Here is a 14,399-nt window from a genome sequence, read left to right as displayed (position 1 = left end):
TATTATAAAGGAGCTAGTGTCTAATGAAAGCAAATATTCAAGAACAATATCAGCTTTGGCTGAATGAGACTGATTTGACTGCTGAATTGAAGGCATTGAGCCCTGGAGAAATTGAAGATCGATTTTATCAGTCGGTAGAATTTGGAACCGGGGGTATGCGTGGCCTGATGGGTGCCGGAACCAATCGAATCAATAAATATACCATTATGCAAGCCTGCTTAGCTCTGGCCAAATTAATCCGACAAGATGGATTTAAGGCTGGAAAAGTAGTGATTGCTCATGATACACGCAATCAGTCAGATTATCTAGCCCGCTGTGCGGCTGAAGCCTTGGCGAGTCAGAGAGTAAAAGTTTTAATGTTTAATCAGCCGACGCCTACTCCTGTCCTCTCCTTTGCGGTGAGGGATTTAGCTTGTCAATATGGCATTGTCATTACGGCGAGTCACAATCCTAAAGAATACAATGGATTTAAGGTATACAATGCTCAGGGAGGGCAACTACTGCCAAACCAAGCCATTCAGTTAACCAAACTCATCGATCCAGCATATCCACTAAATAAGCTGAATAATCTTACCTATCTGCCAGATGATATCCAGAGAATCGATTTATCCTATCGCCAGCGATATATGGCGGCCATACAAGGAATTTCTGCAGATCTAGCCGGATTAGATATTGTTTATTCACCACTTCATGGCTCAGGTTATAAGTATGTGAGTCACATTCTACAAACAGCGAATTTGCAGCTAGTAGACCAACAGATAACGTTTGATGGAGATTTTCCAACCGTTAAAATTCCGAATCCTGAAGAAAGAGAAGCCATGGAAGTAGCGGTTGCTCAAGCCCAAAAGACTCAAGCCGATTTGGTGCTGGCGACCGACCCAGACTGTGATCGTCTTGGAGCGGTGGTCAACCATCAAGGTGAATTCATCCCTTTAACCGGTAATCAGATCGGTGCCTTGATGATTGACTTCTTAACGAAGCGTGATACCGCTCAGAACAAATACGTCGTAAAAACGGTCGTAACTAGCGAATTAGGCGCTCGGATTGCTGAAAGGCGGGGGGCCAAAGTTCTTAATACTTTGACCGGATTTAAATATATTGGTGAGATTATTAATCAACTTGAAGATAAAAATCAAGCTGATCAGTTTCTTTTCGGTTATGAAGAAAGTTATGGATATTTGTGGGGCAGTCATTGTCGGGATAAAGATGCAATTATCAGTGCTTATCTATTAGCTTTAATGGCTAAAGAATATAAGCAGCAAGGTTTCACCTTAATTGACCAACTCGAAGAAATTTATCAATCCTATGGCTATTATCTTGATCACCTAGCTAGTTTTACCTTTACTGGATCAGCGGGACAAGAGCGGATGGGGGATTTGATGGCTGATTTTCGTAACTTGAATCGACAAAAATTGGGCCATGATTATCAGTTGCTGGATTATCAGACGGGCTTAGATCAACTTCCGCCAGCTAACTTATTGAAATTCGTTCTGGATGACGGTTCTTGGTTCGCCATTCGTCCTTCAGGCACTGAACCCAAGTTAAAGATTTATTTTTCGATTCGGGCTGCTGATAAAGAAACCGCTCAAGACAAGTTAAACCGCCTAAAAACCAAACTATCAGAAATAATAGAAGCAAGCTAGACTTTAGAAGGAGGAAGATGTTGGTGAATATGATTCTGCTATCAGGGGGATCAGGCCAGCGCCTTTGGCCACTCTCCAATAGTGTTCGTTCCAAGCAATTCTTAAAATTATTAAAGAATGAAGCTGGAGAAATGGAATCAATGATTCAACGGGTCTATCAACAAATTCGTCAAGTAAACAGTGATGCGAAAATTGCCATTGCTACCAGCCTAAGTCAAGTGGAATCGGTACGGACTCAATTAGACGATGGCGTCAATATTGTGGTGGAACCCGAACGACGTGATACCTTTCCGGCCATTGCTTTGGCTGTAGCTTATTTGCATTATAAGCGCTCAGTAGCCTTGGACGAAGTGGTGGTGGTTATGCCGGTAGATCCTTATACAGAAGATCTATATTTCCACAAAATTATGGCCTTAAATCAAATGATGCAGACTTCAGAGGCCAACCTTGGCTTGCTAGGGATTACACCAACCTATCCTTCTTCTAAATATGGTTATATCTTAAGAGATGGCGATAATATTATCGGATTCAAGGAGAAGCCGAGCGAAGCGGAAGCCCAGCGTCTAATTGGTCAAGGTGCTTTGTGGAATGGTGGGGTCTTTGTCTTCAAGGTGAAATATTTACTTGAAATCTTAGCCAACTATATTCAATTTAATTCTTATGAAGAGGTACTCGACCAATACCAAAAGCTTCCTAAGAACAGTTTCGACTATGAAGTCAGTGAGCAAGAAAGCAAGCTGGCTATGGTTGAATATTCTGGTTCTTGGAAAGACCTTGGAACCTGGAAGACACTGACCGAAGAGATAGATAGCCAAACCATGGGTAAGGTAATTATGTCACCATCTTCTAAACAAACCCATGTCATCAATGAGTTGGATATTCCGCTGACAGTGATTGGTGCCCAAAATTTGGTCATCGCTGCCAGCCCTGATGGGATTCTGGTTTCAGATAAGATTGAATCTGCTCAACTCAAGAAATACCTACCGCAAAAAGAGCAAGTCCCTATGTACAAGGAATCTAATTGGGGTAATAAGAAAATTTTGGACCTTCATGATGGACAAGCGGATACCTATTCGACGACCAGTCTCTATAATATCAATCCAAATCACAGTATTGACTTAGAGAATCCCCATCAAGCTGAAGGAAGCATAACGATTATTGAAGGGACGGGCTCGGTAGAGATTTCAGGGCAAAGCTATGATTTTCATAAGGGGAGCCATTTTGACTTTGATGCTGGAGACTCTGTTAAGATTCATAGTCGACAAGCGGTAAAATTATTAGAATTGTTATTTATTGAAGAATGAAGAAATTAGTAGATTATCAGTAACCATGATAATCTTTTTTTATAAGGATGGTTAAGATGAAAAAAGCGCTAATCTATTGCTCGGTCGCTTCAATGATTGATCAATTTAATCGAGATAACTTGCAGACTTTGCAGAAGCTTGGCTTTCAGGTTGAAGTCGCTTGTAATTTCCAAGAGGGGAATACGATTTCTCAGGAGAGGATTCTTTCCTTGCAAGAGGACTTAACTAAACAAGGGATTCGCTTTCACCAGATTCCGATCCCTCGTTCTCCTTTGGCCCTGGCTAAAATATGGCAAAGTTATCAATTAACAAAGGCCTTATTTAAGCAAGAGGATTTTCGACTGATTCATTTTCATTCGCCGATCGGCGCAGCCATTGGTCGGCTGGCCTATAAGCATAGCCATCTTAACCAAGCTCAAATTATTTACACTGCTCATGGCTTCCACTTCTATCGCGGGGCTCCCTTAGCCAATTGGATACTGTATTATCCGATTGAGTTCTTGTTAGCTAATGAAACGGATATTTTGATTACGATAAATTCAGAAGATCAGGTCTTTGCCGAGAATCATCTAAATTGTAAACAAATCGAATATGTTCCTGGGATCGGCATCGATACTCAGCGATTTATTCCAGAGATGACGCGTCGGGAAAATATGCGTCATCAATTAGGACTAGCAGCGGATGAAGTGATGCTACTTTCTGTTGGTGAGTTAAATAAAAATAAGAATCACCGTGAAATCATTTCAATATTGCCACGCTTAAAAGGGGATTATAAATATTTTATTTGTGGCCAGGGGGCTGAAGAACAAGCGCTCAAAGATTTGGTCCATCAATTAGGGTTAAGCCAGCAGGTTAATTTTTTAGGTTATCGAGCAGATATTCCTGACATCCTCCAAGCGGCTGATATTTACTGTTTCCCTTCTTATAGAGAGGGACTGTCGGTAGCCTTGATGGAAGCGATGGCCAGTGGACTTCCTTGCGTCGTCAGTGATATTCGGGGGAATCGCGATTTAATTGATGACCAAGGTGGACGTAAATTCCCGCTAGGTGATACTGAGACTCTATACCAGGCTCTACAAACCCTTATCGTTCATGCCGATTTGCGCCAGAAGTTTGGGGCCCACAATCAGCAGAAGATGAAGCAATTTGACAAGGAGATTGTCCAAGCCAGAATGGCTTCAATCTATCAAGCGGCAGAAAGTGAGTTGAAAGAATCATGAAATCTGTGACATTAATTAATTATACTGGTAGCAAGGGTGGTGGGGCGCAATACGCTTTCGAATTAACCCAAGCTCTGTGTCAAGAAGGTCTGCCTCTGGTCGCTGTGATTTCAGAACATAACGAACACCTTGCTGAATGGCGAAGCCTACCAATCGAAAAATTGATTGTCATTCCTACGTATCAGTCCGTGGCTCAATTAATTAGCCGGTCACTATTTTGGCAAGATCAAAAAAACAGAATTCTTGAGGGCTTAAAAGACTATCAGATACAACAAATAATTAGCCCGATGATTACTTTTTGGACGCGACGGATTAATCGTTTGTATCCAAAGGCCGATTCCATTGTGGTCTTGCATGATCCGATTGCGCATAGTGGAGATCGAAATAAACGTGCTCTCCAACTCTTCGGTGAAAGTCAATTACTGAAAGAGGCCAAGGAAATTGTCGTTCTTAGTGATGTCTTCGTCTCTTATGTAGAAGACCGTTATGGAAAAGAGGGTCGGGTCAGCAAAATTCCTATGGGGACGACCCAGGTCTACGGCCAATTAAGGGATAAGATACAAGCCGTTGATTATGCTCAAGATAAGGTGAATTTCCTCTTCTTTGGCACCATCTCAAAATACAAGGGAATTGAAGTGCTTCTGCAAGCTTATCAAAAAATCAGCCAAGCGGTGTCCAATACTAGTTTGACCATTGCAGGTTCGGGAGATTTCTCTGCCTACCGTCACCTCTTAGCAAATCAACCGTCGGTTCAAGTGATTAACCGCTGGATTGCCAATGAAGAAGTTGAATCTTTCTTCGCTGATGACAGTGTGGTTGTTGTCCTCCCCTATTTGGATGCGACCCAGTCGGGTGTCATCCCCATTGCCATCGAATATGAACGGCCGCTGATTATCTCTGATACAGGGGGCCTAGTCGAACAAGCTCAGTCTTATAATACAGGGTTACTGGTTAAGGCGGGCGATGTGGATGCTTTGGCTCAACAAATGCTAGAAATTGCCAATAATGAAGACTTAAGGCATTCATTAAAAGAACAGGCTCGGGCTAATAAAAGCCAAAACACTTGGTCAGCGGTGGCAAAATCCTTCCTAAAACTGTTAAAGGAGGAGAAGAGCTAAATGCAAATTACCATCCTTACACCGGCTTATAATCGAGCAGATTATCTCCAACCCCTTTATCGATCCTTGCAAGATCAAAGTATGAAGGGATTTCAATGGTTGATTATTGATGATGGGAGTCAAGATCAGACTGAAACAGTCGTCAATCAGATGATGAGTCAACATAATCAAAGTTTTCAAATAAATTATTATCGTAAGGAGAATGGTGGTAAGCACTCAGCCTTAAATTATGCTCACCCTTATATCCAAGGGGATTATGTCATGGTCGTTGATAGTGATGACCAATTGGCTCCCCAAGCCATCGAAATTATGAGCCAGGCCATAGAAGATTTAGGGTCTGCTACTGATTCTATTGGCTGGCTGGCCTTTCTTAAATGGGAGCGGACTGGTCAGGTCATCGATCCCCCTTATCGCCAAGATGGCGAGGTCCTGACCTATATCGATTATCTTAATGGAGGGCGTAAGGGTGAATGCGCAGACTTGTATCAAAGTCAGGTCTTCAAGACCTATCCTTATCCAGAAATTCCAGGTGAACGATTTGTTTCCGAAGCTTATTTAAATATTTATGCAGCGGTTGAGGGCCAATATCGAATGAGGACCTTAAATCAAGTCATCCAAATTACCGAATATTACGATCAGGGTCTGACCAGCCAGGGACGCCGCTTACAGCTCGCTAGCCCCATCGGCAATGCCAAATTGTGGCAAGCCGTTGCCGGAGCAAAATTCAGCTGGAAGATGCAAGTTAAAGGCATGCTCTTATACCTGACCTATGGTTTGGTGGGGAATCAAACCGGCCACAACTTGATTCGAGAGAGTCGTAACCCTTTCTTGGCCAGACTCATCTTACCCGCTAGTCAAATCTTAAAAGCATATTGGATTAGCAAATATAGATTAGAGGAGAAGAAATGAAGAAAATATTAAACGTCATTGGCAGTCTGAGAATTGGTGGGGCAGAGAACAATGCTATGGCCATTCTTAGACATCTGAATCCTCAAGACTATGAATACCATTTTCTAGTATTCGATCAGGAAGTTGGCGACTATGAAGCGGAAGCCCGCCAATTAGGTGCAACAATCCATCGTTTGCCAGAACCCAAAGCGGCCTATCGAGACTTTATCCATCATTTCCGTCGCTTGCTTCAAGAAGAGCAATTCCAGGTAATCCATGTCAATACTTTATGGAACAGCGGTTTACTCTTAAAGATAGCCGCTCAGGAACAGATTCCTCTGCGAATATGTCATTCCCATAGCACGCAAAGTTCTGCTCAAGAACATCTGGTGTATAAAGTTTATAAAAGACTGATGCAAGCTTGGATTCGGCGTTATGCGACTCATTATATTGCTTGTGGCCAGGCAGCTGGAGAATATCTCTATGGGACCAAATTCTTTGAACAACATGGACAGATTATTTATAATGCCATTGACTTATCCATCTTTAAATTTGATAAATCGGTACGCCAGAAGATGCGCGATCAATTACAGATTAATTCACAGACTTTTGTTCTCGGTCATACCGGACGCTTGGCTCCAGTCAAGAACCACCCTTTTATGCTTAAGATATTAAAGGTCTTACGAGACCAAGGGCGACAAGTCGTTTTAATGTTGATTGGCGATGGCCCTGATCGGGATAAGATTGTCCAACTGGTAAAAACACTTGAATTAGAAGAAGCGGTCTATCTATTAGGGAGACAGCACAATATCGGAGAATGGCTTCAAGCGATGGACTTGTTTATCTTCCCATCTTTCTTTGAAGGATTTCCGGTCAGTCTAGTCGAAGCCCAAGCCACGGGACTTACCGCTCTTCTTTCTGACCGAGTGAGTTCTGAGGCCCTATTGACACCATTTAGTCAGGCTTTACCCCTAAGCCAGATCGAAACCTGGATAAGCCAGATTGAAGCCGAGATTAATCAGCCAACAGATCGAACACAGACTAATTTAAAGAAAATTCAGTCATCCTTTGATATTGACTATGTGATTCACGATTGGGAGGGATTGTATGAAGAAATTTAAAGCAAATCCATTTTGGCTTTTGTTATTGATGTTTCTTTGTTTAGGCTTAGGTCTTAAGCAGCCTTTACTTGTATTTGCTGAAAGCGAGGAGACTAAGACCGCAGTCTTTTTTGGCGATAGTATTACTCAGAATTTTGAGGCGGAAGGCCAATCCTATCCGGATATAGTCGGGGAAAAATTGGGCTTCAAAGTGATTAATCTAGGCTTTGGTGGCAGCTCACTTAGTAGCCATCCGGCTCCTCAATTTGATCAGTTCTCATTTGCCGTTCTCAGCCAAGCTATTGTCAAACAAGACTTCTCAAAGCAAAAAGAGGCCTTGGCTGGTGAAGAAATTCCGGCCTATTTTGAAGAGAAACTCAACAAGTTAGAAGCCATTGATTTCAATGAGGTTGATTTGGTCTTCTTAATGTATGGGGCTAATGATTGGGGTAAGCCGATTGATAATGATGACGATACCTATGATCGTAAGACCTATAAAGGGGCTGGGCGCTCGGCAATCGAAACCCTTCAGAAGAAATACCCTCATCTAGATATTGTTTTAATCTCGCCAATTTATCGATATTGGCCGGACTATGATAATCGCGATTCTGAAACTTCAGTCAATAGTCTAGGACTAAAACCGCGTGACTATTCTCAAGCCATGATTGATTTAGCCAAAGAATATCACCTGCCCTATGTCGATGCTTATTTTAGTTTGGGTATTAATAGCTTGAACCGGCAATACTATTTCAACGAGAATGACGGCACCCATCCCAATGACATTGGCACGAAAAAACTAGCTCAACTGATTGTAAAGACGGTTGAATCTTATGGCTTAGGGGAATAATCATGTATATTTTTTATAAAACTTTATATAAATTGTTTGCCAAGCATCTGCCAGTGTCTGATGCACGAATTTCATTCGGGGCGAAACAAATCCGCGCCTTTCTCGGGCGTCGCATGTTAAGTTATTGTGGTAAGAATGTCAATATTGAGCATGGGGCGACCTTTGATCCGACGGTAGAATTGGGCGATAATTCGGGAATTGGTATTAATTGTGCCTTATATGGTCGGGTTATTATTGGTAGCAATGTCATGATGGGGCCGGAAGTCTTCATCTATACTAGTAACCATAATTTTGCGGATTTGTCTCGGCCCATGTGCGAACAAGGCCATCAAGCAGAACAGGCGGTAATGATTGGTGATGATGTTTGGATTGGAAGTCGGGTAACCATCTTACCGGGAGTCAAGATTGGTTCTGGTGCCATCATCGGTGCCAGTGCAGTCGTAACCAAAGATGTGGCTGACTATGATATTGTAGCTGGCAATCCAGCAAAAGTGATCGGCAACCGACTGAAAGAAAGAGGGGAGGACAAACATGGTTAGTAAGAAGAAACTATTTATCACGATGATTTACGCACTGACCAGTATGGTGTTGTATCTGGCCTTAGCTCAATTTAGCCAAGATATGAATCGCCCAGCGATTCAAATAGCTGGCTGGATAATTATGGGTCAAGCGATCAATACAGCTTTAACCTATTATTGGTTAGGTATCCCACTCTTGTCTTTTTCCGGTATTTTTACTTGGTTAATGTATCTATTCCATCTCTCTCAACCCGTGCTGATTGCCTTATTTCCAGATTATAGCCTAGATTTTGATGTCTCCAAATATGTCCTAGCCACTACCTATTTCGAAGCAATTAAATATTCTTTTATGGTCCTCTTCTTCTTAGCAATCGGAGTGCTCATAATGCAATCATACCGGCGAAAAGATTTGCAAAATTCAAGTTTGATTCAGAATCATTCTGAACTCGCAGAATTGATCAAAGCCCATAATTTATTCAAGACCGGTTTATTTATATTCATATTAACGTTTCCTTTTGAGATTTATTTACAGATTTCACGGTTGTTCGTAGCTCTAAACGAAGGTTATTTGGCTACTTTTAATTTTGAATTAGGAGGATTCTTTGGAATTCTGGCTAATATTAGTTTGGTAGGCATGATAATGATGCTCTGTGGTCAGAAACATAATCAAAAAGTGGGCCGTTGGATGTTATTGGCCTACACGCTCTTCTACTTAATTGCCATGTTTTCTGGAGGGAGAATGTGGCAGGTTATTAAGTTACTCTTAGTTTTTACCTATTATCTTCAAATTTATCAAATAAAAATCAGTAAAAAAAATCTGATTCTGCTCTTAATAGGTGGGTATTTATTAGCGGGCTTCTTAAGTGTGATTGCTGATATTCGCTCATATGATTTCACCAGTAGTGGCTATATTCTAGAAATTGCCAAGAATATCTTCGCGCAAAACCCTATCCTCAAAGTTTTAGATGAATTTGGGGGGACAATTTATACCTTGACTTTAACCATAGACAAGGTTCCAGCCATGATTGAACGGTCTTGGGGCAGTCAATTTATCTTAAACTTCGCCAGTTTATTACCCAATCTAACGGGGAAAATCGACGAAATGGTCAATGAAACCAACTTTGTCCTCTTGTTGAAGATGCCTCATATCGGTGGTTCACTGGTCGCCGAGTTGTATTATAGTTTTGGCAAATACCAACCTATTTTTAGCTTATTGTTAGGGATGGGAATTCAAGCAATGACGCAGAAGATTCGTTGGGATATTCAACATAACCAATATCGCTTTATCACCTATACCGCTTTACTCCAATATTCCTTGATTTCATGGATTCGCGGTTCATCTTCAATCCTTTATCGTAATACTTTTTATGGCAGTCTGTTTGTGCTAGTGGTGGTGACTTATATGTCAATCTTAAAGAAGAAAGAAGTACAACCCTCATGGAGGAGGTCTTAGGATGTCATCTTTAGTCTCGATCATTGTGCCGATCTATAATGCCATGCCTTATTTAGAGCAATGTATTGCCTCGATTTGCCAACAAAGCTATAATCATTTTGAGTTAATCTTGATTGATGACGGGTCTACTGATGAATCCTTTGACCATGCCCAATCTTGGGCTAGCCAAGATCATCGAATTAAGCTTTATCAACAAGTGAATTCGGGTGTGTCCAGTGCTCGAAATAAGGGACTAGAATATGCTAAAGGGGATTATATTTTATTTGTCGATAGTGATGATTATATTGAAGCCCATTGTTTGCAATATTTGCTGGATTTAGCGCAAAGTCTGACTGAAAAAGACCTGATTAACTTCTCTTATGTGGTAGAAGATGCGAGCCAATCCACCCAGATGGGCCAGACATTGGTAGAAAATAAACTCATCCCCTTAGACCAATTGGCCAGAAAATTCTGGACTTATTACCAACAAGGCATTACCAATTCGCCTTGTAACAAGCTGTACCATCATCAGATTATTAAAGAACATCAGCTTAGATTTCCCGAGAAGATGCGTATGGGTGAAGATTTGATCTTTAATTTAAATTACTTCCAATATATCGACCATATTCTCTTTACCTCAGAACCCTTATATCATTATCGGATGCATGAGCAACAAGCCACCAAAAGACCTGATCCAAGCATTAGCCAGGATATATTAGTCTTTCTACCTAAGGTAGAAGAATATATCCGTCAATTCGCTGGATCAGCTTATTTGCCTACCTACCAGGACCATGGTCATCAATTATTACGACATTTGTTAACCGCTGCAGATAATCTGGATCTGGCTAAGGAAGGGCCAGGCAGGCCTAGCCAAGCCTATGTAGATATGTTTAAGCGGTTCGATCAAAAATTAGATATGCATCAGCTGAATTCACGCAGTAATTATGAGAATATAGTGAAGTTTCTTTTTACTCATCGTTACTTTAACACCTTGGCTCGATTATTTCGCTTTAAACAACAACTCAGAACAGGGATTAAATCATAATAAAGGAGCTTATTATGGATATTTTTTTAGATATTTATTTGGAGAAAAATCTAGGCGACGATCTTTTCTTAATTACTGTCTTAGAAAAATACCCCCAAGTAAATTTCCATGTTTTCTGTCAGAAAGACTATCAGTCAATTGTCAATGAATATCCTAATTTGAAAGTCATCCGTTTGAATAAATATTTTAATTATTTCTTAGCCAAGAGCAAATTGAAAATAGCTTGGATTCAATCCTACCTCCGTCGTCAAAAAATTTCAGCCTATCTGTGTATCGGCGGATCAATCTTTATGCAATCCGACAATTGGCGTTCTATGTATCAAGATCGGCTAAAGATGTGGCGCTTTTTAGATAAACAGGGGATTCCACTCTATATTCTAGGAGCAAATTTCGGGCCTTATCAGGATCAAGAATTTATCGAATCTTATCGCCAAGCCTTTAGGTATGCCAAAGATATCTGTTTCCGTGATAGCTACTCCTATGAGTTGTTTGCTGATTTGGCTCAGGTGCGACAGGCAGATGATATTGTCTTTGGCCTGAATTTGCCTAAGCTACCAAAGATTGATCGAAGTCTAGGAATCTCGATGATTGATTTATCATCAAGACCCCAATGGCAAGCTTATCAACAAGCCTATTTGGACCAAGTCCATCATTTGATTAACCAAGCCCTGGCGGAGGATTACCAGGTATATCTTTTTTCCTTTTGTCAAAGTGAAGGCGATGAGAAGGCGATTAATGATTTGTTGAGTCGGATGAGCCAGCACTCTAAAGTGACGCCGGTCTATTATCGAGATAATCACAAAGAATTTTTGGGTCAATTCCAAGCCATGGAGTTAATCGTCGCCACTCGTTTTCATTCTTTAATTCTAGCCCTTTTAAATGATCAAGCGATTCTGGCGTTGAACTATAGTAAAAAGACGCAAAATATTATTGATGACCATCATCTACCGCTTGAGGCGTATTCGTTGACTGAAATTCAGCAAATAGCCTGGGACGCTTGGTTAAGCCATTTTAAATCAGCGGGTTGTTCGGTGGATCAGCAAATCCAATCAAGTCATCAACAATTTTTATCTTTAGACCGATTGATTGAAGGAGAAGAACACGATGAAATCAATTAGAAATAGCTTGCCTTATCGGGCGATTGCTAAGACCAATCGAAAACGTATCTTAAAAGAATATCGGGAACGGATTGAAAATCAAAATTTTTCAATTCTAGCCAGTAATTGTATGGCTGGTTTCTTCTACCATGATTTAGCACATCCTTTTTTAAGTCCAACCATCAATTTATATCTAGATGGGCCTGATTATATTAAATTTCTAAAAGATTTAGATAGCTATTTAAATTTAGAAATAGAAGCCCATCCTCAATCTGACAGTTATTCGTATCCTTTGGGACTTCTAGGTGACTTGTCCCTCCATTTTGTCCATTATGATTCTTTGGCAGAGGCGATTGCTAAATGGCAAGAGCGCAAAGAACGGCTTAACCTAGATAATTTATTTGTCGTAGCGACTGATCGAGATGGTATGACTATTGATTTAATCAGGGAGTTTGATGCCTTAGACTATCCCCACAAGGTTGTTTTTACTCATCAGGATTATCCTGAACTTCAATCCGCCTTCTATATTCCTGGTTTTGAAGACCAGGGCATGGTCGGGGAATTAAACCTTTATAGAAATCTACGCGGTGAACGTTTATATGATCAATTTGATTTTGTCTCCTGGCTTAATCAAAAATAAGGATTTGATTAGCCATGGTGTTTGTTGGGAGGTAGCATGGAAAACAGGCAATTAAAGCTCGGCGTGATATTATCTTATCTGTCAATGAGCTTGAAAATCATTATTTCTTTAATCTATACGCCAATCATGTTGCGGATTCTGGGCCAACAAGAATATGGGTTATATCAGTTGGTAATATCTGTGATATCGAATTTAAGTATTCTAAATATCGGATTTGGCTCGGCTTATATTCGTTTTTTTGCCCAGTTTCGGGCTCAGAAGACAGCTAAGGAATTGGCTAATATGAATGGCTTGTTTTTTGCTATCCTTTCCATTTTAGCCGTGTTTACCATTATTTTAGGCTTTTGGCTTGGCTTTCAGCCGAGTTTGGTCTTTGGCCAAGGACTTCAAGCTGATGAGTTGCGTTTAGCGCAAGAGTTATTATTTATCTTGGTCATTATGTTAGGTTTTTCTTTTATTAATTTGCTTTTTAATAGTTATATTATTGCGAATGAGAAATTCTCTGTTCAAAGAGGCTTAGATTTGTTGCAAACCTTGGCCAGTCCCTTATTGCAACTTCCTTTATTATTGCTAGGGTTAGGTTCTCGAGGAATCGTAATTGGTACGACGATTACTAGTTTATGTATTTATTCTTATAATATTTATTATTGCTATCGCCGGCTCAACTTTCGCATGTCTTGGCAAGCCATTGATTGGTCGCTCCTCAAAGAAATTGGTCACTATTCTTCCTTTATTTTCTTAGCGATGATTATTGATCAAATTAATTGGAACGTCGATGTCTACCTGGTTGGTCGCTTTTATGGAACTGTAGCAACCGCGGTCTATTCGATTGCTGAGTTGATGGACGGTTATTTCCGTCAATTCTCTTCATCCTTCTCTAGTTTACTGACACCCAGAATTCATACCCTCGTCAGTGAGAATATTTCCGACCGAGCCTTAACCGAATTCTTTATCAAAATGGCACGCATCCAGTTCTTAATTATGGCGCTGATTGCTTCAGGATTTATTTTCTTTGGCCAAGCCTTTATTTATAAATGGGCCGGCCCTGAATATCAAGACTCTTTCTATATTTCACTGGTTCTAATCCTGCCATTATTAGTTCCGATTATTCAAAATGGGGGCATTGAAATTCGTCGAGCTAAGAATCAACATCAGTTTTATACCAAAGTCTCTTTCATTACAGCTCTGATGAATGTTGGTTTTACCATTATTTTATTAAATTTCTTACCAGCGATTGGGGCGGCGATTTCGACCTCAGTCACCTTATTAATCAATTCAATTATCTTAAATATTAACTATCACCGGTCGATGAATTTAGATATGATTTACTTTTGGCGCGAGATTCTTTCTTTATTTAAGGGAATGATTCTACCAATAGTTATGGGAACAATATTCAATGTATTTGTCGATTTAAATGATATGCTTCTCTTCGTCCTTTGTGGCATAATGTATGTGTTCATTTATGGGATATCCATGTGGTTCCTAGCCATGAATGCCTATGAGAAGTCCTTAGTAAAAAATATTTTAGGGATAGGTGATTAATATCG

At 40.5% G+C, this 14,399-nt stretch carries 13 protein-coding genes; all 13 read left to right on the top strand.

The annotated features are described in order from the left end of the window. Positions 1–23: 23 nt before the first annotated feature. The 13 genes from M0R79_RS07840 to M0R79_RS07775 are packed head-to-tail and all read left to right on the top strand — an operon-like array spanning position 24 to position 14,394. On the top strand, positions 24–1,643 hold the full coding sequence (locus M0R79_RS07840) for a phospho-sugar mutase (protein ID WP_092571262.1): 1,620 nt from the start codon (positions 24–26) through the stop codon (positions 1,641–1,643). 17 nt (positions 1,644–1,660) lie between these two features. Beyond that, the gene (locus tag M0R79_RS07835; protein WP_259560487.1) at positions 1,661–2,947 is read left to right on the top strand and encodes a sugar phosphate nucleotidyltransferase; all 1,287 of its coding nucleotides are present in this window, start codon (positions 1,661–1,663) and stop codon (positions 2,945–2,947) included. A gap of 56 nt (positions 2,948–3,003) precedes the next feature. After that, complete coding sequence (locus M0R79_RS07830) at positions 3,004–4,167, top strand: glycosyltransferase (protein ID WP_248417145.1); 1,164 nt, start codon at positions 3,004–3,006, stop codon at positions 4,165–4,167. After that, entirely contained in the window at positions 4,164–5,285 is a 1,122-nt protein-coding gene (locus M0R79_RS07825; RefSeq protein ID WP_092571266.1) for a glycosyltransferase family 4 protein, read from the top strand. The genes M0R79_RS07830 and M0R79_RS07825 overlap by 4 nt, the downstream gene beginning before the upstream one ends. Beyond that, complete coding sequence (locus M0R79_RS07820; protein ID WP_248417146.1) at positions 5,286–6,194, top strand: glycosyltransferase family 2 protein; 909 nt, start codon at positions 5,286–5,288, stop codon at positions 6,192–6,194. Further along, positions 6,191–7,294 carry a glycosyltransferase gene (locus tag M0R79_RS07815; RefSeq protein WP_092571270.1) on the top strand — a complete coding sequence of 368 codons (1,104 nt, stop codon included), beginning with the start codon at positions 6,191–6,193 and terminating at the stop codon, positions 7,292–7,294. The genes M0R79_RS07820 and M0R79_RS07815 overlap by 4 nt, the downstream gene beginning before the upstream one ends. Further along, on the top strand, positions 7,281–8,120 hold the full coding sequence (locus tag M0R79_RS07810) for an SGNH/GDSL hydrolase family protein (protein ID WP_248417147.1): 840 nt from the start codon (positions 7,281–7,283) through the stop codon (positions 8,118–8,120). Before M0R79_RS07815 ends, M0R79_RS07810 begins: the two co-directional genes overlap by 14 nt. Next, positions 8,120–8,659 carry an acyltransferase gene (locus tag M0R79_RS09320; protein ID WP_375163584.1) on the top strand — a complete coding sequence of 180 codons (540 nt, stop codon included), beginning with the start codon at positions 8,120–8,122 and terminating at the stop codon, positions 8,657–8,659. Before M0R79_RS07810 ends, M0R79_RS09320 begins: the two co-directional genes overlap by 1 nt. After that, the gene (gene wzy, locus M0R79_RS07795) at positions 8,652–10,091 is read left to right on the top strand and encodes an O-antigen polysaccharide polymerase Wzy (protein ID WP_092571274.1); all 1,440 of its coding nucleotides are present in this window, start codon (positions 8,652–8,654) and stop codon (positions 10,089–10,091) included. Before M0R79_RS09320 ends, wzy begins: the two co-directional genes overlap by 8 nt. 1 nt (position 10,092) lies before the next feature. Then, a complete protein-coding gene (locus tag M0R79_RS07790) occupies positions 10,093–11,115 on the top strand; it encodes a glycosyltransferase (protein ID WP_248417148.1) in 1,023 nt (340 codons plus the stop codon). 14 nt (positions 11,116–11,129) lie between these two features. After that, a complete protein-coding gene (locus M0R79_RS07785) occupies positions 11,130–12,233 on the top strand; it encodes a polysaccharide pyruvyl transferase family protein (protein ID WP_092571278.1) in 1,104 nt (367 codons plus the stop codon). After that, the gene (locus M0R79_RS07780) at positions 12,220–12,852 is read left to right on the top strand and encodes a DUF1919 domain-containing protein (RefSeq protein ID WP_092571280.1); all 633 of its coding nucleotides are present in this window, start codon (positions 12,220–12,222) and stop codon (positions 12,850–12,852) included. The genes M0R79_RS07785 and M0R79_RS07780 overlap by 14 nt, the downstream gene beginning before the upstream one ends. A 36-nt stretch (positions 12,853–12,888) precedes the next feature. Further along, complete coding sequence (locus M0R79_RS07775; protein WP_092571282.1) at positions 12,889–14,394, top strand: oligosaccharide flippase family protein; 1,506 nt, start codon at positions 12,889–12,891, stop codon at positions 14,392–14,394. Positions 14,395–14,399 lie beyond the last annotated feature (5 nt).

Source organism: Ignavigranum ruoffiae (assembly GCF_023195815.2).
Lineage (GTDB): Bacteria > Bacillota > Bacilli > Lactobacillales > Aerococcaceae > Ignavigranum > Ignavigranum ruoffiae.
This window is presented reverse-complemented; position numbering and strand designations above follow the sequence as displayed.

Bases quoted from the DNA above. Each gene is read 5' to 3' on its own strand.
- M0R79_RS07835 (WP_259560487.1), top strand. From the start codon at position 1,661: ATGTTGGTGAATATGATTCTGCTATCAGGGGGATCAGGCCAGCGCCTT.
- M0R79_RS07830 (WP_248417145.1), top strand. From the start codon at position 3,004: ATGAAAAAAGCGCTAATCTATTGCTCGGTCGCTTCAATGATTGATCAA.
- M0R79_RS07820 (WP_248417146.1), top strand. From the start codon at position 5,286: ATGCAAATTACCATCCTTACACCGGCTTATAATCGAGCAGATTATCTC.
- M0R79_RS07780 (WP_092571280.1), top strand. From the start codon at position 12,220: ATGAAATCAATTAGAAATAGCTTGCCTTATCGGGCGATTGCTAAGACC.
- M0R79_RS07775 (WP_092571282.1), top strand. From the start codon at position 12,889: ATGGAAAACAGGCAATTAAAGCTCGGCGTGATATTATCTTATCTGTCA.
- M0R79_RS07815 (WP_092571270.1), top strand. From the start codon at position 6,191: ATGAAGAAAATATTAAACGTCATTGGCAGTCTGAGAATTGGTGGGGCA.
- wzy (WP_092571274.1), top strand. From the start codon at position 8,652: ATGGTTAGTAAGAAGAAACTATTTATCACGATGATTTACGCACTGACC.
- M0R79_RS07810 (WP_248417147.1), top strand. From the start codon at position 7,281: ATGAAGAAATTTAAAGCAAATCCATTTTGGCTTTTGTTATTGATGTTT.
- M0R79_RS07825 (WP_092571266.1), top strand. From the start codon at position 4,164: ATGAAATCTGTGACATTAATTAATTATACTGGTAGCAAGGGTGGTGGG.
- M0R79_RS07785 (WP_092571278.1), top strand. From the start codon at position 11,130: ATGGATATTTTTTTAGATATTTATTTGGAGAAAAATCTAGGCGACGAT.
- M0R79_RS07840 (WP_092571262.1), top strand. From the start codon at position 24: ATGAAAGCAAATATTCAAGAACAATATCAGCTTTGGCTGAATGAGACT.
- M0R79_RS07790 (WP_248417148.1), top strand. From the start codon at position 10,093: ATGTCATCTTTAGTCTCGATCATTGTGCCGATCTATAATGCCATGCCT.